Annotated in this window: 14 protein-coding genes and 4 tRNA genes; 14 read left to right on the forward strand and 4 right to left on the reverse strand. The window is 63.4% G+C overall.

Annotated features, from left to right (window positions below):
• Positions 1–119: 119 nt before the first annotated feature.
• A complete protein-coding gene (gene glpD / locus ACG33_RS05125; protein WP_066919269.1) occupies positions 120–1,778 on the reverse strand; it encodes a glycerol-3-phosphate dehydrogenase in 1,659 nt (552 codons plus the stop codon).
• A gap of 106 nt (positions 1,779–1,884) precedes the next feature.
• Between glpD and ACG33_RS05130 the strand changes: the two genes are divergently transcribed.
• Positions 1,885–2,286: an RNA-binding S4 domain-containing protein gene (locus tag ACG33_RS05130; protein WP_066922836.1), complete on the forward strand. Its 402-nt coding sequence runs from the start codon at positions 1,885–1,887 to the stop codon at positions 2,284–2,286.
• Between the two features lie 131 nt (positions 2,287–2,417).
• Here the strand turns inward: ACG33_RS05130 and recQ are convergent, their stop codons facing one another.
• Together recQ and ACG33_RS05140 are read right to left on the reverse strand one after the other, a co-directional pair.
• Positions 2,418–4,277 carry a DNA helicase RecQ gene (gene recQ / locus ACG33_RS05135; protein WP_066919272.1) on the reverse strand — a complete coding sequence of 620 codons (1,860 nt, stop codon included), beginning with the start codon at positions 4,275–4,277 and terminating at the stop codon, positions 2,418–2,420.
• 262 nt (positions 4,278–4,539) lie between these two features.
• Positions 4,540–4,818, reverse strand: coding sequence for a PilZ domain-containing protein (locus ACG33_RS05140; RefSeq protein ID WP_066919274.1), 279 nt, complete (start codon positions 4,816–4,818; stop codon positions 4,540–4,542).
• 247 nt (positions 4,819–5,065) lie between these two features.
• On the opposite strand from ACG33_RS05140, the gene murI reads away from it, so the two are divergent.
• Positions 5,066–6,004, forward strand: a complete 939-nt coding sequence (gene murI, locus ACG33_RS05145; RefSeq protein ID WP_083537171.1) for a glutamate racemase — start codon at positions 5,066–5,068, stop codon at positions 6,002–6,004.
• 119 nt (positions 6,005–6,123) lie between these two features.
• Here murI and ACG33_RS05150 read toward each other — a convergent pair whose 3' ends face one another.
• Positions 6,124–7,662 (reverse strand): sensor domain-containing diguanylate cyclase, encoded by a 1,539-nt coding sequence (locus tag ACG33_RS05150; RefSeq protein WP_066919277.1) that lies wholly within the window; start codon positions 7,660–7,662, stop codon positions 6,124–6,126.
• 263 nt (positions 7,663–7,925) lie between these two features.
• On the opposite strand from ACG33_RS05150, the gene ACG33_RS05155 reads away from it, so the two are divergent.
• The 12 genes from ACG33_RS05155 (at position 7,926) to rpoB (ending at position 17,734) form a co-directional block, all read left to right on the forward strand.
• Positions 7,926–8,011, forward strand: a tRNA-Tyr gene (locus tag ACG33_RS05155).
• A 5-nt stretch (positions 8,012–8,016) separates the two neighbouring features.
• Positions 8,017–8,090: transfer RNA gene (locus tag ACG33_RS05160), tRNA-Gly, on the forward strand.
• A 96-nt stretch (positions 8,091–8,186) separates the two neighbouring features.
• A tRNA-Thr gene (locus ACG33_RS05165) sits at positions 8,187–8,262 on the forward strand.
• 30 nt (positions 8,263–8,292) lie between these two features.
• Positions 8,293–9,483, forward strand: a complete 1,191-nt coding sequence (tuf, locus tag ACG33_RS05170; RefSeq protein WP_066919279.1) for an elongation factor Tu — start codon at positions 8,293–8,295, stop codon at positions 9,481–9,483.
• Between the two features lie 210 nt (positions 9,484–9,693).
• Positions 9,694–9,769 (forward strand) — tRNA-Trp (locus ACG33_RS05175).
• Between the two features lie 60 nt (positions 9,770–9,829).
• Positions 9,830–10,207: a preprotein translocase subunit SecE gene (gene secE / locus ACG33_RS05180; RefSeq protein WP_066919281.1), complete on the forward strand. Its 378-nt coding sequence runs from the start codon at positions 9,830–9,832 to the stop codon at positions 10,205–10,207.
• 2 nt (positions 10,208–10,209) lie between these two features.
• Positions 10,210–10,743 (forward strand): transcription termination/antitermination protein NusG, encoded by a 534-nt coding sequence (gene nusG / locus ACG33_RS05185; RefSeq protein WP_066919284.1) that lies wholly within the window; start codon positions 10,210–10,212, stop codon positions 10,741–10,743.
• A 147-nt stretch (positions 10,744–10,890) separates the two neighbouring features.
• Positions 10,891–11,322 (forward strand): 50S ribosomal protein L11, encoded by a 432-nt coding sequence (gene rplK / locus ACG33_RS05190; protein WP_066919286.1) that lies wholly within the window; start codon positions 10,891–10,893, stop codon positions 11,320–11,322.
• A 1-nt stretch (position 11,323) separates the two neighbouring features.
• Positions 11,324–12,019, forward strand: coding sequence for a 50S ribosomal protein L1 (gene rplA / locus ACG33_RS05195; protein WP_066919288.1), 696 nt, complete (start codon positions 11,324–11,326; stop codon positions 12,017–12,019).
• A 319-nt stretch (positions 12,020–12,338) separates the two neighbouring features.
• Positions 12,339–12,869: a 50S ribosomal protein L10 gene (rplJ, locus tag ACG33_RS05200; RefSeq protein WP_066919290.1), complete on the forward strand. Its 531-nt coding sequence runs from the start codon at positions 12,339–12,341 to the stop codon at positions 12,867–12,869.
• A gap of 95 nt (positions 12,870–12,964) precedes the next feature.
• Positions 12,965–13,345 (forward strand): 50S ribosomal protein L7/L12, encoded by a 381-nt coding sequence (gene rplL, locus ACG33_RS05205; protein WP_066919292.1) that lies wholly within the window; start codon positions 12,965–12,967, stop codon positions 13,343–13,345.
• A 216-nt stretch (positions 13,346–13,561) separates the two neighbouring features.
• Positions 13,562–17,734 (forward strand): DNA-directed RNA polymerase subunit beta, encoded by a 4,173-nt coding sequence (rpoB, locus tag ACG33_RS05210; RefSeq protein WP_066919294.1) that lies wholly within the window; start codon positions 13,562–13,564, stop codon positions 17,732–17,734.
• Positions 17,735–17,833: the final 99 nt, after the last annotated feature.

Consider the following 17,833-nt stretch of genomic DNA (forward strand, 5'->3'; position numbering starts at 1 on the left):
CAAGCTGTTTGGACCTGCGGCACACCGCTCGAAGCCTGCACCCTCCGTGCCTTCGGATTTGAGGCACGGAGGGTGCAGGCTTCGAGCGGTGCCGCAACCATCGTCTACGGAAGCCGGCTTCAAGGCTTCGCTGATGACTCTGTCGCTGCGTGGCTCGCCGCTGCCGGTCCATGCGCTGCCGCCATGACCTCGGCGAGACGCTCCACCTGGCGGGGCGATAGATACAGCCCCAGCTTGGATCTGCGCCACAAAACATCGTCCGTGGTGCGTGCCCACTCGTGGGCGATCAGATAATCGACCTCGGCGCGCGTCAGCCCGGCGCCGAAGGATTCTCCCAACTCGGCTGGAGAGCGGGCCCGGCCCAGAAATATTTCCGCGCGGGTGCCGTAGGCATGCGCCAGCCGGTGCGCTACGCCGGTGGGCAGAAACGGCCAGCGCTGCTGGAATGCCGACAGGAAGGCAGCGAAATCCCCGTCCGGCAAATCCCCGCCGGGCAGGGCGGCGGTGGCGGTCCAGGCGGGTCCGATGTCGCCGCTCCGGCATGTGCTGGCATCGATCGGTCCGCCGTCGCGGCGGCCGGCGGATACCGCTGCAGGGGCGTTGTGCCGGGCGTGCCCAGCCCGAGCCGCCGGGTCCAGCCGGGGTATCAACCGCGCCAGCGCCGCTTCGGCCAGCCGCCGATAAGTGGTGATCTTGCCGCCGTAGACCAGCAGCACCGGGGGATGCGAGTCTGCCTCGGTGAGTTCCAGGCGATAGTCACGGGTGACCTTGGAGACATTCGCGGCTTCGTCATCCGATAGCGGACGCACGCCGGCGTAACTCCAGCGCACATCCTTGGGTGCCGCGGCATGCCGGAAATAACGGTTCACCGTCGTGCATAAATACTCGATTTCCTCGGTACCGATGCGCACATCCGCCGGGTCTCCCTGGAAGGGTACGTCGGTCGTGCCGACCAGGGTGAACTCGTGCTCATAGGGAATGGCGAACACGATGCGGCCATCGGGATTCTGCAGCATGAAGGCGTGATCGCCGGCGAACAGGCGAGGCAGGAGGATATGGCTGCCCTTGACAAGGCGGGCCGTGACTTGGTCGCGGGCGATCGGCAGGCACTGCTCGACCCGGTCCACCCAGGGTCCTGCGGCATTGACGATGGCACGTGCGCGCAGTTGCAGCTGTGCGCCGTGAGCGGTTTCGCAAAGAACCTGCCAGCAGCGTCGGCCGGCATCGCCGGTTTGCACCGTGGCGGACATGAAACGGGTGCGGGTATGGATGGCGGCGCCGCGTTCGGCGGCATCCAGGGCATTGAGTACGACCAGGCGGCTGTCATCCACCCGGCAGTCGGCATAGGCAAAGCCGTGTTCCAGCCCGGCACGCAAGGGCGCATACCGGTCGGCGCCGATGCGCACGGCGCGCGAGGCCGGCAATCGCTTGCGCCCGCCCAGGTGATCGTACAGAAACAGCCCCAGGCGAATCTGCCAGCGTGGCCGCAAGCCCGGCACATGCGGCAGGATGAATTGCATCGGACGAATCAGGTGCGGGGCGATGGCCAGCAGACATTCGCGTTCGATCAAGGCTTCCCGTACCAGCCGGAACTCGAAAAACTCCAGGTAGCGCAGACCGCCGTGGATCAGCTTGGTGCTGGCCGAGGAGGTGGCCGCGGCCAGGTCCGCCTGCTCCACCAGCGCGACCTTGAGCCCTCGGCCTGCCGCGTCGCGAGCGATGCCCACACCGTTGATACCGCCGCCGATGATCAGCAGATCGACGCACTCGTCCGCCACGCCAGGTCCTCGATAAACTGTCGCCGGACATATTACCCGCTGCATCCCTTACCTGGAGCATCGCTGAATGTTCGCGGCTCGACAGGCTGGCCCGCATGCTGGTGAAATGGCTGCCGGCATGAGCGAACAGCAACGTGGCGCAGGCCTGCGCATCGACAAGTGGCTATGGTGCGCGCGTTTTTTTAAGAGCCGGGCGCAAGCGACCCAGGCCGTGATCGGGGGGCGGGTGCATGTCGACGCCGAGCGGGTCAAGCCTTCACGCATGGTCTATGTAGGCGATCGATTGGAGATCACCCGCGAGGCGCTACGCTTCGAGGTCGTGGTGACCGCCATTCCCGTGCGCCGCGGTCCGGCTGCCGAGGCGCAGGGCTGCTATGCGGAAACACCCGCCAGCATCGCGGCGCGTGAACGCCACCAGGCGCAGTCCCGCATGGCCGCACACGCAGCGCCTTCCGGACGGCCCGACAAGCATGCACGCCGGGTGTTGCGCGATCTGCGCCGTGGTTGAGGCATCCGGCAGCCTCCGCCGAAGAAACCCGGAAAAACCTGTCACGACCTGTCTGCCGCGGTCTGCGCCGCAACGGTCTGCTGCGAGCTGTTTTTCCCGAGCCGTTTTCCGCGGCTGCCTGGCCGCGCAGCCTATCGGGGCGTGGCTTGATCCGCGCCGATGTGGTGCTGGATTTGCGCCAGAAAGGATTCGCCGTAGCGTGTCAGCTTCGCCTGCCCGATGCCCGGGATGGCCGATAGCTGCGCGAGTGTCGTGGGCAGGCGTCGAGCCATTTCCCGCAAGGTTGCGTCGTGAAAAATGACGTAGGGCGGCACGCCGTGCAGATCGGCGGTACGTTTGCGCAACGCACGGAGTTTCTCGAACAAAGCCTCATCGGCCGCCGCCGCGCCTGCCGTCGAGGTTGCAGACGCGCGTACCGGGTGCGCGGCACGGGCGATTCGGACCTGGCGCCGGCCGCGCAGGATTTCCCGGCTCGCATCGTTCAGCGACAACACCGAATACCCGTCCTGGGACTGATTCACCAGGCCTTGGTGCAGCAGGGCGCGCACGATGCCACGCCAGGCTTCGGCGCTGAGCTTCCTGCCGATACCGTGGACGCTGAGGTCGGCATGGCCGTTGTCGAGCAGCCGCTGGGAACGTCCGCCGCGCAGGATCTCGATCAGATAGGAGGCGCCGTAACGCTCGCCGCGCTGTACAAGGCGGGCGATGCAGGACAGGAACTGTTGCGCCTCGATCGTGCGGTCCTCCAACTCGCGCGGTTCGCGGCAGTTGTCGCATTGCGCACAGGGCCCCGCGAATGTTTCGCCGAAGTAGCGCAGCTGCACTGCGCGGCGGCACTCGGTGGATTCCACGTAATCCAGTACCTGGCGCAATTGCTGGCGAGCCATGCGCTGCTCGTCTTCCAGCGCACCGCCCGTGGCCGGATCGACTTTTTGCTGGATCAGGAATTCGGCGGTGCGTATGTCGCCGGCACCGAAATACAGTATGCATTCGGCGGGATCGCCATCGCGCCCGGCGCGGCCGGATTCCTGGTAATAGCTTTCCAGGGTGCGCGGCAGATCGTAATGCACGACCCAGCGCACATCAGGCTTGTTGATGCCCATGCCGAAGGCGATCGTCGCGATCATGAGCTGCGCGTCATCGCGGATGAAGGCTTCCTGATGCAGGCGGCGCTGGTCCGGATCCAGCCCGGCATGGTAGGGCAGGGCGCGAATGCCGTCCGCCTGGAGCATCGCGGCCAACTCATCCACCCGGCGGCGGGACAGGCAATACACGATACCGGCATCCTGCGGTGCCCGGCGCGCACGCGCGAGCAGCTCCGCATAGGTGCGCTTGTTCTTGAGCCGCACTGCATAGAACAGATTCGGGCGGTTGAAGCTTGCCGTATGAACGGCTGGTTGGCGCAGCGCCAGTTGCCGGACGATGTCTGCGCGTACCCGGGGCGTGGCAGTGGCGGTGAAGGCCAGCATGGGTACGTCGGCGCAGCGCTGACGCAGCATCGCCAGCTGGCGGTACTCGGGGCGGAAGTCGTGGCCCCACTCCGATACGCAGTGCGCTTCGTCGATGACGATCGCGGAGACGCCGGGTGCCTGCAGCAGGCGCGGCAGCGCACCGGATAGAAAGTCCGGATGCAGCAGGCGTTCGGGAGCCAGGTACAGTAGTTTGAACTCGCCGTTGAACGAGCGGCGCATGCGTGCGCCGATTTCGCCGGGCTCCAGGCTCGAATTGACGAAGGTGGCGGCGATGCCGTCGTCCTGTAGCAGCCGCACCTGGTCCTGCATCAGGGCGATCAATGGCGAGACGACCAGGCAGATGCCGGGCAGCAGAACGGCAGGAAGCTGGAAGCAGAGCGACTTGCCGCCGCCGGTGGGCATGATCGCCAGCAGATCGCGTCCCTGCAGGACATCGCGAACGATGGCTTCCTGGCCCGGGCGGAACGACTCGAAACCGAAGCGGCTTTTCAGGGCGGCAAAAAGATCCGGACTCGACATCCGTGCTGAGCCGCTGGCTTGCTGGATCACTGGAAGATCGACTGAAAGATCGGCGGGGCAATCAACTGGAAAACCATCTGGGAGATCATCGGCGGCGGGGGGGTGATCGGCGGCCGCGACTCTAGCAAATTCATCCGCCCCCGGCAGATCCCGTACCGATCGGTTCTGGAATCATCGGGCGGATTTTACCATGCCGCGATGCGGCCTGCCGGCGCGGTCGCGCGGCTGCCGGCACCGATCATGGCATCGATCACGGTGCCGATCAGCGTGTGCCCGTGAGGCTTTCCATCATCAGGCCGGTGCCGCCCTTGGATACGTGCGCGACAATGGCGGTGCGCCGATGGATCTTGGTGACGACGCCGAGGTTGATGGCGAACGCAAGGTGCACGGTCGCGCCTTTCTTGAGGCCCAGATTCAGGGTCTCGATGAATACGCCGCTCGCACTCAGATTGCGTGCGCGGCATAACTTGCCGGGGCGGCCCGGCACGGTCACGAAGACGGCGGTGCGCGCACGATGGCGCGTATGAAGACGTCGTTCCACGCTCAGTTCCCCGGGGCGCCGATACCGCTGCTCTGAATGCCGAGGCAAGGGCCTTCGATCACCATGACAGGGGCATTCGGGTATTGCGTCATGAGTGCATTATGCCGCGTACGAATGCCGCTGCGAAGCCTGTAATACGGGCGTTATGTTGCAACCGGCATGTTTTCGTGCTGCGGCACGCGACTTTGCCGGCTGTGCTGCGGGGCGCGACTTTGCCGGCAAGGTTCTCCTCGGCATAGGATACGCCATGCCAAACGCGCCACTGCAACCATCGCCCGATACGCCTCGCATCCATGCCCGCCTTCCGCTGGGAGTCTTCGATTCCGGCGTCGGCGGTTTGACCGTACTGCGCGCATTGCGCCGCGAGTTGCCGCAGGAATCATTTCTTTATCTGGGTGATACGGCGCGCCTGCCGTATGGCACCAAGAGTCCGGCGTCGGTGCTGCGCTATTCGATCCAGGCGGCGCAGTTCCTGATTCGCAGCGGCATCAAATGTCTGGTCGTCGCCTGCAACACCGCTTCTTCCTTCGCGGTGGATGAATTGCGCCGGCGCTTTGCCCCGGTGATCGTCGTCGGTGTCCTCGAACCCGGCGCGGCGGCCGGTTGTGCTGCCACCCGCAGCGGGCGTATCGCGGTACTGGCGACGGAGGCCACCGTCAGCGGCGGCGCCTACCAGGCGGCGATCGCGCGGCTGGCGCCGCAGGTCCGCGTCACCGCCCAGGCCTGCTCGCTGTTCGTGGCGCTGGCGGAGGAGGGATGGACCCGGGGAGAGATCGCGACGGCGATCGCCCGGCGTTATCTGGATGCGGTGCTCGCCCGGGATCCGCTGATCGATACGTTGCTGCTGGGATGTACCCATTTCCCGGTACTCGTCGAGACACTGCGGGAGGTGGTCGGTCCCTCGGTCTGTATCGTCGATTCGGCGCAAACGACTGCCGCCGTGGTGCGCGCACGGCTGAGCGAGCGCGGGCTGCTGGCGCCCGGCGGCGACAATGAGCTGCGATTGCTGGCGACCGATGGTGCGGAGCGTTTCGCACGAATCGGCAGCCGGTTCCTGGCCGAGCCGTTCGCTGCGCGGCAGGTCGAACTGGTGGATCTGGCGCCGGCCGGCGGGATCGGTTCGACGGGTGAGACCGATGCGGTCACCGGATGCATGGGTATAGCGGCATTGAATGAGCGCGGCTGAATCAGCGCTCGTAGTGAGCAGGGTTGAATGACCGGGTGCATGACCGGCTTCCCTGGCCGGCATTCTGGCCGGTGTTTTTTTTTGGGGGGGGCGAGGTGCCGGCTGGAGTGCGGCGGCGTTCAGCCGCGGGCGGCGGCCGGACTGTGCTGCGTGCTCGACAGCTCCTCGAAACACTCGACGCGGTTTCGACCGCAAAGCTTGGCTGCGTACAGCGCGTGATCGGCGGCTTCCAGCAGGGCAAGCGCGCTGGGAAATCGCTGCCGCAGGCTGTAGGTCGCAACGCCGATGGAGGCGGTGATCTGCAGTTCCCGGTTGTCCGGATCATGCGCCGAGCCTGCCAGCGCGGCGAGCATGCGCTGGGCGACCTGGCGGGCGATCTCCCGGTCCGCGCCCGGCAACACGACCATGAATTCCTCACCGCTGTAGCGTGCGACCAGGTCGGAGCCGCGCACGCAGGATAGCAGCGCCTGGGCGCAACTGCGCAGCACCTTGTCGCCGGTCTGGGTGCCGTAGCGTTCGTTGACGCTCTTGAAACGGTCCAAATCGATGTGCGCGATGCTCAGATCGCGTCCGAATACCACGGCCTGGGTGAATTCGCGATCCAGCATACGGTCCAGCCAGGGGCGGTTCAGGACGCCGGTCAAGGGGTCGCGGCGGCTGGAGTCCTCAGCTTCTTCGGTACGCGTCAACAGCACGCTGGTGGTCGCTTGCAGCGCACTCACCTCCTGCAACGCATGCAGATTGCGCACCGCGAGCAGTTCGCGCGCCTCCGCCAGCAGGTTGTCGGCATCATCCTGCTGCAGAATGCTGGTTTCATACAGCGATTCCGTTTCCGGGATCAGGCTCAGGATACGCGTCACGACCTCGTTGAACTGCTCATGGCTCATGCCCAGCAGATGATGCGCACGCCGTGCCAGTGCGGGGACCATGCGGCTGTGATCCTCCTGCAGGACCGCCTCGGCCAGATCGCTCCCCAGGGCGATGCAACGGGCGCAGCGGCCTTCCTCGGTGTTGGCGCTCAGTGTCTTGGGAGCGTGGCTGGCCTCGACCGCCTTGCACAGCCGCTCGGGCAGATTCCAGGCGCGCAACAACAGGGCGGAATAGCCGGCGTGGTCCTTGCCGATACGTTCGGTCTCATAGGCGATCCATTCGGCGTGACCGGAGGGTTGAGGCAGTTTGGCATAGAAATCCCGTTCCACCCGGTCCAGCGCCAGCACGGCGATGTCCTGCAGCAGCGCGGCCAGAAAAATATCCTCGGGACTGCCGGTTTTGGCGGATTCGCTGAATGCCCGGGCGGCGGTTGCCGCCAGCAGCGCCCGGCGCCAGAAGCGAGGATAGTCGATGCCCCGCGGATGCAGCGCGCGCATCGAGGAGACCAGGGAAAAACTGAGCGCCAGGGTGAGGGCGGCGTTCAACCCGATGATGACCAGTGCCTGGCGCAGATTCTGGCTGGGACGGCGCTGGGCGTAGAATGCGGAATTCGCGATCCGCAGGATCTTGGCCGTCATGGCCGGATCGCGGCTGACTGCCTGGGCCACCTTGGCCATTTCGATCTCTGGATCGCGCGCCAGCGCAATGATTTCCATGGCGACCTTCGAGGGGCTCGGGAAATCCACTTGCGCCTTGAGGCGATTTTGTAGGTCCTGTTGGGGCAACATGCGATTCTTATAGAAACGTCGGCGGGCGCCATGCAGAATAGCGCCTCTCGCAGGTTTTATCGGCACCATGCCGGTGGACTTGAATCGAACATTGCCGCACCGCAGCGGTGATGTCGAGTCTCCGGAATCCCGGATCCGGTGCCAGGCACCGGATCCGGGATTCGCGCTGGAGGCTCGGAGCCCGGGGACAGGGATTGGAAGTCAATTTTACGGTTGACAGCCGAAAGTCCGCCAAAGAGAATAACCGGCTCTTGCGTGTCTGCGGAGGGGTACCCAAGCGGCCAACGGGGGCAGACTGTAAATCTGCTGGCTCATGCCTTCGTAGGTTCGAATCCTACCCCCTCCACCACCTCTGCGGGTGTAGTTCAATGGTAGAACCTCAGCCTTCCAAGCTGATGGTGTGGGTTCGATTCCCATCACCCGCTCCATTGCCGCCGTAGTTGCCGCGACCGTGAGCGAGCGATGTCGAGAGTTTGAGATCCGAAAGATTTAGCGATCATCGAGTGCCGGTATTTTGCAGGAGTGCCCACGTAGCTCAGTCGGTAGAGCACGTCCTTGGTAAGGACGAGGTCACCGGTTCGATTCCGGTCGTGGGCTCCATAACAAGCTTTCTGATAGAGGACCGCCGTTGTGGCCAAAGAGAAGTTTGAACGTACGAAGCCGCATATCAACGTAGGCACGATAGGTCATGTAGACCATGGCAAGACGACGCTGACGGCGGCGTTGACGAAGGTGATGGCGGAGAAGCACGGCGGGGAGTTCAAGGCGTACGATCAGATAGACAAGGCGCCTGAGGAGAAGGCGCGAGGGATCACGATCGCGACCTCGCATGTGGAGTACAGCTCTGATGAGCGTCACTATGCGCATGTGGACTGTCCTGGGCATGCGGATTACGTGAAGAACATGATCACGGGCGCGGCGCAGATGGACGGGGCGATATTGGTGTGTTCGGCGGCGGACGGACCGATGCCGCAGACTCGCGAGCATATTCTGCTGGCCCGTCAGGTTGGCGTTCCGTACATTCTGGTTTACCTGAACAAGGCGGACATGGTGGATGATGCGGAGTTGCTGGAGCTGGTGGAGATGGAGGTTCGCGAGCTGTTGTCGAAGTATGATTTTCCGGGCGATGACACGCCGATCGTGACGGGTTCGGCGCTCAAGGCGCTGGAGGGCGATCAGAGCGAGATCGGGGTACCCTCGGTGCTGCGTTTGGTGGCGGAGATGGACAAGTACATACCGGTGCCGGAGCGGGCGATTGACGGTGCGTTTTTGATGCCGGTGGAGGATGTGTTCTCGATTTCCGGGCGCGGCACGGTGGTGACGGGTCGAATCGAGCGTGGCATCGTGAAGGTGAACGACGAGGTTGAGATCGTCGGGATCAAGGAGACGACCAAGACGACGTGCACGGGCGTGGAGATGTTCCGCAAGTTGCTGGAGCAGGGTCAGGCGGGCGACAACGTGGGTGTGTTGCTGCGCGGCACGAAGCGCGAGGACGTTGAGCGTGGTCAGGTGCTGTGCAAGCCTGGGAGCATCAAGCCGCACACGAATTTCGAGGCGGAGGTTTACGTTTTGACCAAGGAGGAGGGTGGTCGTCACACGCCGTTCTTCAAGGGGTATCGTCCGCAGTTTTACTTTCGCACCACGGATGTGACGGGGGCGGTGGAGCTGCCGGCTGGGGTGGAGATGGTGATGCCTGGTGACAACATCAAGATGGTGGTTGAGCTGATCAATCCGATTGCGATGGAGGAAGGGCTTCGCTTTGCGATTCGCGAGGGCGGTCGCACGGTGGGGGCGGGGGTCGTGGCGAAGATCCTGAAGTAGGCGGGTATCTGGCGTATGGGCGGTGATGGGCGCTGGGAATCAGGCGCTCGCTGGGTAGCCGCCCGGCGCGAGGAATCCGAGTTTCTCCGGTCCAGCAGGGCCGGATGGGCCTCGGCTCGGAGCCGCTCAGCGGATGGACCCCGGATAGGCCGTAGTGGCCTTCCGGAACTTTATTGTGTAATAATGCACGGCTTCTTGTAACGATATCCTAGGCCAGTAGCTCAATTGGCAGAGCGGCGGTCTCCAAAACCGCAGGTTGGGGGTTCGATTCCCTCCTGGCCTGCCATGGATTCACGGGCGGTATTTGCTGATCGGATGGACTTCCGGCCGCGCGCATAAGTGATACATGACCGAACAGGCACAACATGGCGCCACGGCGCTGGACACCGTGAAGCTTGCCGCCGGCGCGGCGATCGCGGCGGCCGGCATCGCGGCGTTTTATCTGCTCTCCGCGCAGCCGATCTGGCTGCGCTGGATTCTTGTGCTCGCCGCTCTGGCGGCCGGTACCCTGACGGGATTGCAGTCCCATCAGGGTAAGGAATTTTCGATTTTTGTACAAAGCTCGCGTGTCGAGCTGCGCAAGATCGTCTGGCCCAATCGCCAGGAGACGGCGCAGGTCACGCTCGTCGTGCTGGTGATGATCGCGACGCTGGGTCTGTTCTTCTGGGGGCTGGATTCGCTGCTCGGGTTCCTGACTCGCTGGCTGCTCGGGCGCGGAGGTTGACGATGGCTTTGCGATGGTACGTGGTGCATGCCTATTCGAACTTCGAGCACCGGGTTGCCGAGGCGCTGAAGGACCGCATCAAGCTGCAGGGATTACAGGACAAGTTCGGTGAAATCCTGGTTCCGACGGAAGAAGTCGTCGAGATGCGCGATGGTCAGAAACGCAAGAGCGATCGCAAGTTTTTCCCCGGCTATGTGCTGGTGCAGATGGAGATGGACGAGGATAGCTGGCACTTGGTGAAGGAAGTGCCGAAGGTTCTGGGTTTCATCGGCGGCACCCCGGAGAAGCCGGCACCGATCACGGACAAGGAGGCCATGAGCATCCTGCGCCGTGTCGAGGAAGGTGTCGACAAGCCCAAGCCCAAGGTGCTGTTCGAGCCCGGTGAGGTCGTACGGGTGACGGATGGTCCGTTCAACGACTTCAACGGGGTCGTCGAGTCGGTGAATTATGAAAAAAACCGCCTGCAGGTGGCGGTGCAGATCCTGGGGCGATCCACGCCCGTGGAGTTGGATTTCGGTCAAGTAGAGAAGGCTTGACGGGTACCGGCCTGCGCCGGGACCGGCCGGCACGATCGTCGATACGATCGTTTGCCGGCGGCCCCGATCGGCCGGCAGCGCTTTTTCGCTTCTCGAACTGATGGGGAGCCGCCGTGAGGCGGCGTTTGCACCCGGAGAATCATTCATATGGCCAAGAAAGTTTCCGGCTACATCAAGCTGCAGATCCCTGCAGGCCAGGCGAATCCGAGTCCGCCCGTCGGTCCGGCGCTGGGTCAGCAGGGCGTCAACATCATGGAATTCTGCAAGGCGTTCAACGCGCAGACCCAGAGCCTGGAGAAGGGGCTGCCGACACCGGTGGTGATTACGGTCTACAGCGACCGCAGCTTCACGTTCATCCTGAAGACGCCGCCGGCGGCGGTGTTGATCCGCAAGGCCATCGGCATTCCCAAAGGCAGCAGTGCGCCCAATACCAGCAAGGTGGGGCGCATCAACCTCCAGCAGTTGCAGGAGATCGCCAAGCTCAAGCAGCCCGATCTGACGGCTGCGGGCCTGGATGCGGCGGTGCGTACCATCGCCGGCAGCGCGCGCAGCATGGGTGTCGACGTGGAGGGCGTGTGACATGGCGTTCACAGCAAAGCGTATGAAGGCCTGGAGCGAGAAAATCCAGCCAGGCAGGCAATATCCGATCGACGAAGCGATCGGCATCGTCAAGGAATTCGCCAAGGCGAAGTTCCGCGAATCCGTGGACGTGTCCGTCAATCTCGGCATCGATGCCACCAAGTCCGATCAGCAGGTGCGCGGTTCCACCGTCATGCCCAACGGTATCGGCAAGGCTGTTCGTGTGGCGGTTTTCACCTCCGGCAAGAATCAGGATGCGGCGCGCGAAGCCGGTGCCGACATCGTCGGACTGGAGGATCTGGCCGAGACGGTGAAGGCCGGTGAAATGAATTTCGATGTCGTGATCGCGAGCCCGGATGCCATGCGTGTCGTCGGCCAACTCGGCCAGATACTGGGTCCCCGCGGGCTGATGCCCAATCCCAAGGTGGGGACCGTGACGCCGAACGTCGCCGATGCGGTCAAGAACGCCAAAGCCGGTCAGGTGCGCTATCGCTCGGATAAGGGCGGGGTCATCCATTGCACGATCGGCAAGGCCGATTTCGAGGCGAACCTGCTCAAGGAGAATCTGCGTGCATTGCTGCAGGATCTGCAAAAGGCCAAGCCGGCAAGCGCGAAGGGTGTCTACCTGAGGAGAATCAGCCTGTCCTCGACCATGGGGCCCGGCGTTCCGGTGGAGCAGGCGAGCCTGTCCCTGTAGAACCGCGTGGCAAGACCGCATCGACGAGCGTACTCGTCGAATGTTTTTTGATTGATGCAGGGCGGATCGACGAATCCTGCCGGCAACAGGCCGGCGGATTCCGAAGTCCGCCATCATCGAAGACCGCAGGCGGACGCAAGTCCTTAATGCATGCCTGCGCAGATGGTGTTACCCGAATCGGAATCCCCGGCGTCGACGGCGCGAAGGGGTTCGGCTGAAGGGCGCCGTCACAGGCCGGCGACGTCGATGCGCCGCCGGCCGGGACGAACGTGCTGGATGTGCGTTCGAGTGTTCAATGCTCTTCACGCCAGGAGGAATCATGGCGCTCAGACTCGATGACAAGAAGGCGTTGGTCGCCGAGGTCAACGCGGTTGCGGCAACGGCGCATTCCGTGATCGCCGCGGAGTACCGCGGCTTGACGGTGACGCAGATGACGGATCTGCGTGCCAAGGCGCGCTCTTCGGGGGTCTACCTGCGAGTCGTGAAGAATTCGCTGGCCCGCAGGGCGATCGCCGGCACTCCATTCGAGTGCGTCGGCGACAGCCTGAAAGGTCCGCTGGTTCTCGCGTTCTCCAGGGAAGATCCCGGCTCGGCCGCCCGCCTTGTCAGGGACTTTTCCAAGAGCAACGACAAGCTCGTACCGATCGCGGTATCGATCGGCGGGGTGTCGTTGCCCGGGAAGGATCTGGACAAGGTTGCCAGCCTGCCTACCTTGGATGCGGCTCGTGCCACTTTGCTGGGGACGCTGCAGGCGCCCGCCGGCCAGCTGGTACGTCTGGTTGCCGAACCGCACACCAGGCTGGTTCGCGCGCTCGCCGCCGTCAAGGACAAGTTGGAAGCTTCCGCATGACGCCCGGCCGCCGCACGGCGGCCGGCGGCCTGCCAAGCTGATGACCATGCTGAATACGATTTTTGGGTAATGCACAGTTTCGGGAGTTCAATGTAATGGCTGTTACGAAAGAAGAACTGATCGACGCCCTGTCCAACCTCAAGGTGCTGGATGTGGTCGACCTCATCAAGGCCCTCGAGGAGAAGTGGGGCGTGAGCGCGGCGGCACCAGTCGCCGTGGCGGCGGTGGGCGCGGCTGCGGCTGCGGCACCGGCTGCCGAGGAACAGACCGAGTTCAACGTCACCATGACCAGCTTCGGCGCCAACAAGGTCGGCGTCATCAAGGTCATCCGCGAGATCACGGGCCTGGGTCTGAAGGAAGCGAAGGATCTGGTCGAAGGCGTGCCGTCGTCCGTCAAGGAAGGCGTGCCGAAGGCCGATGCCGAGGCCATCAAGAAGAAACTGGAAGAAGCGGGCGCCGTCGCGGAAATCAAGTAAGGGGATCGTGCGGGACGATACTTCACGGGTGCCGTCCCGCACGCCTGGCTTGCGCAGATCGATTGAATTGACGGGAACCGGCCGCGGAGCAGCGGCTCCGCCGGCCGTGTTCCCTATTGGTTTTCATGGAGCCGGCCGGCACCGCAGCGGCCGGCTGTACGCAGTTCGAGTTCGATGCCGGATATTGCATCCGGCATCGCATAGAGGGTGATCCAGATGGCCTATTCGTTCACCGAGAAAAAGCGCATCCGCAAGGGTTTCGGCAAGCAGGGCAGTATCCTCGACGTGCCCTATCTGCTGGCGATCCAACTGGATTCGTACCGCAAATTCCTGCAAGCGGAGGTGCCGGAGGCGCGCCGCAGCGAAGCCGGACTGCACGCTGCATTCAAAAGCGTGTTTCCGATCGTCAGCTATTCCGGCAATGCGCTGCTCGAGTATGTGAGCTATCGGCTGGGAATTCCGGTGTTCGACGTCAAGGAATGCCAGATGCGCGGTCTGACGTACGCCGCGCCGCTGCGCGTCAAGGTGCGCCTGATCGTTTACGACAAGGAAACGTCGACTCCGACCAAGAAGACGGTCAAGGATATCCGCGAGCAGGAAGTCTATCTGGGTGAAATGCCGCTCATGACCGATAACGGCACGTTCGTCGTGAACGGTACCGAGCGGGTCATCGTCTCCCAGCTGCATCGCAGCCCCGGTGTATTTTTCGATCACGACCGCGGCAAGACCCACAGTTCGGGCAAGCTGCTGTTTTCAGCGCGCATCATTCCGTATCGCGGTTCCTGGCTGGACTTCGAGTTCGACCCGAAGGACTGCGTGTATGCGCGTATCGATCGGCGCCGCAAGCTGCCGGTCACGATCATCCTGCGGGCGCTCGGCTACACCGAGGAGCAGATGCTCGACATCTTTTTCGAAAAGAACACCTACTACCTGACCAAGGACAGGATCGAGTTCGAGCTCATTCCCGCGCGTCTGCGCGGCGAGACCGCGACGTTTCCGATCCGCATCGGCGAGGAGGTCATCGTCGAGGAAGGCCGCCGCGTCACCGCCCGTCATGTGCGCGCCCTGGAGCAAAAGGGCGTGTCGCGCCTGGAAGTGCCGAAGGAATACCTGATCGGCAAGGTACTCGCGCACGACGTGTTCGACACCGGTACAGGCGAGATCCTGGCGAAGGCCAACGAGATTCTGACGCTGGCCATCGTCGATAAGCTGATCGAGGCGGACATCGAACAAGTGCACGCGCTGTACGTGAACGATCTGGATCGCGGTCCGTATATCTCCGACACCCTGCGCATCGATCCGACCCGCACCCGCCTGGAGGCGCTGGTCGAGATCTATCGCATGATGCGTCCCGGCGAACCGCCCACCAAGGATGCGGCCGAGAATCTGTTTCAGAACCTGTTCTTCAATCCGGAACGCTATGATCTGTCGGCCGTGGGCCGCATGAAGTTCAATCGCCGCGTGCATCGCGAAGCGATCACCGGCAGCGGCGTTCTGTATGACCATGCGCACTTTTCCAAGCGTACCGACGATTTCTCGAAAGGACTCGTGGAGCAGTACGGAGAGACATCCGACATCATCGATGTCATCAAGGAACTGTGCGACATCCGCAACGGCAATGGTCTGGTCGACGACATCGATCATCTCGGCAACCGCCGCGTCCGTTCCGTGGGTGAAATGGCGGAGAATGCCTTCCGCATCGGTCTGGTGCGTGTCGAGCGGGCCGTCAAGGAACGCCTGACCCTGGCGGAGTCCGAGGGCCTGATGCCTCAGGAAATGATCAACGCCAAGCCGGTCGCGGCGGCGGTGAAGGAGTTTTTCGGCTCCTCGCAGCTGTCGCAGTTCATGGATCAGAACAATCCGCTCTCGGAAGTCACCCATAAACGCCGCGTTTCCGCGCTCGGCCCAGGCGGGCTGACGCGCGAGCGGGCGGGCTTCGAGGTTCGTGACGTGCATCCGACGCACTATGGCCGCGTGTGCCCGATCGAAACGCCGGAAGGCCCGAACATCGGCCTGATCAATTCCCTGTCGGTCTACGCGCGCACCAACGACTACGGCTTTCTGGAGACGCCGTATCGCAAGGTCGTGGACGGCAAGGTGACCGACGAAATTGACTATCTGTCGGCAATCGAGGAAAGCCAGTACGTCATCGCCCAGGCGAACGCAGTACTGAACGAGGCGTCCGAATTCGCCGATGACCTGGTGTCCTGCCGGCACTTGAACGAGTTCATGCTGTCGAGTCCCGACAGGATCCAGTACATGGATGTATCGCCCAAGCAGATCGTCTCGGTGGCGGCTTCGCTGATCCCGTTCCTGGAGCACGACGACGCCAATCGCGCCTTGATGGGCTCGAACATGCAGCGCCAGGCAGTGCCGACCTTGCGCGCCGAGACGCCGCTGGTGGGTACCGGCATGGAGCGCGCGGTCGCCATCGATTCGGGCGTGACGGTCGTGGCGCGGCGCGGCGGCGTCGTCGACTCCGTCGATGCCTCGCGTATCGTGGTGCGCGTGCACGATGCCGAGACCTCGGCCGACGAGGCCGGCGTGGACATCTATTCGCTGACCAAGTACACCCGTTCCAACCAGAACACCTGCATCAACCAGCGCCCGCTGGTGAAGGCGGGCGATGTGATCGCGCGCGGCGATGTGCTCGCGGACGGCCCCTCGACGAATCTCGGCGAGCTGGCCCTGGGGCAGAATCTGCTGGTGGCCTTCATGCCCTGGAACGGCTACAACTTCGAGGACTCGATTCTGATTTCCGAGCGTGTCGTTCACGACGACCGCTTCACGACGATCCATATCGAGGAACTCACCTGCGTCGCCCGCGACACCAAGTTGGGGCCGGAGGAGATCACCGCCGATATCCCCAACGTAGGCGATGTCGCGCTGGCGAAGCTCGATGAAGCCGGCATTGCCTTCATCGGTGCGGAAGTGAAGGCCGGCGATATCCTGGTCGGCAAGGTCACGCCCAAGGGTGAAACCCAGCTGACGCCGGAGGAGAAGCTGCTGCGGGCGATTTTCGGCGAAAAGGCCTCCGACGTGAAAGACACCTCCCTGCGCGTTCCGCCGGGCATGGACGGCACCGTCATCGACGTGCGGGTGTTCACCCGCGACGGCGTCGAGAAGGACTCGCGCGCCCTGTCGATCGAGAAGTTCGAGCTGGAGAAGGTTCGCAAGGATCTGGAGGATCAGCGGCGCATCCTGGAAGACGATCTGTTCCAGCGTGTGCGCGCCGTATTGCTGGGCAAGGCGGCCGAGGCGGGTCCGAAGAAATTCAAGCCGGGCTCGCTGGTGGATGAAGCCTACTTGTCGGAGCTGCCGCGTGAGCAGTGGCTGGAAATCCGGCTGCGGGACGAGGATGACAATGCGGCGGTCGAGCGTACCGCGGAGCGCCTGAAGCTGCAGCGCAAGGAGTTCGAGAAGCGTTACGAGGAAAAGCGCGCCAAGATCACGGCCGGCGACGATCTGGCTCCGGGCGTGCTCAAGATGGTGAAGGTATACCTGGCCGTGAAGCGCCGCGTGCAGCCCGGCGACAAGATGGCCGGCCGTCACGGCAACAAGGGTGTGGTGTCGACCATCATTCCGGTCGAGGACATGCCCTACACGGAGGACGGCACGCCGGTCGACATCGTGCTCAATCCGCTGGGTGTGCCGTCCCGCATGAATATCGGCCAGATTCTCGAGACGCACCTTGGCTGGGCGGCAAAGGGCATCGGCCTGAAGATCGGCCGCATGCTCGATGCCATGTCCGATGGGCCGGGACACGGCGTGGGCAGGCTCCGGGAGTTCCTTGACGAGGTCTATAACAAGACCGGCGGTCAGAAGGAAAACCTGGAGGCTCTCGACGATGCGGAAATCCTCTCGCTGGCCGACAATCTGCGCCACGGCGTGCCGATGGCGACGCCGGTGTTCGACGGCGCTTCCGAGCAGGAAATCAAGCATATGCTGGCGCTCGCCGACCTGCCTTCCAGCGGCCAGACGACGCTGTTCGACGGCCGTACGGGCGAGCGTTTCGAGCGATCGGTAACGGTCGGTTACATGTACATGCTGAAGCTGAACCACCTGGTCGATGACAAGATGCATGCACGTTCCACCGGTCCGTACTCCCTGGTGACCCAGCAGCCGCTGGGCGGCAAGGCGCAGTTCGGCGGCCAGCGCTTCGGCGAAATGGAGGTATGGGCGCTGGAGGCCTACGGTGCCTCGTACACGCTGCAGGAAATGTTGACCGTCAAGTCCGACGACGTGACCGGCCGCACGCAGATGTACAAGGCGATCGTCGACGGCAATCACGAAATGAAGGCCGGTATGCCCGAATCCTTCAACGTGCTGGTCAAGGAAATCCGCTCGCTGGGCATCAACATGGAACTGGAGCAGGAGAGCGAGAAGTGATGCCGTGACGGACCGCGCCCGGGCGCTTTGCGTGCGCCCGGCGAGATCCTGATGGGACGCACGTCATTGACTGAATTGCTACACCTTACCTAGGTGACA

This window comes from Steroidobacter denitrificans (assembly GCF_001579945.1).
Taxonomy (GTDB): Bacteria; Pseudomonadota; Gammaproteobacteria; order Steroidobacterales; family Steroidobacteraceae; genus Steroidobacter; species Steroidobacter denitrificans.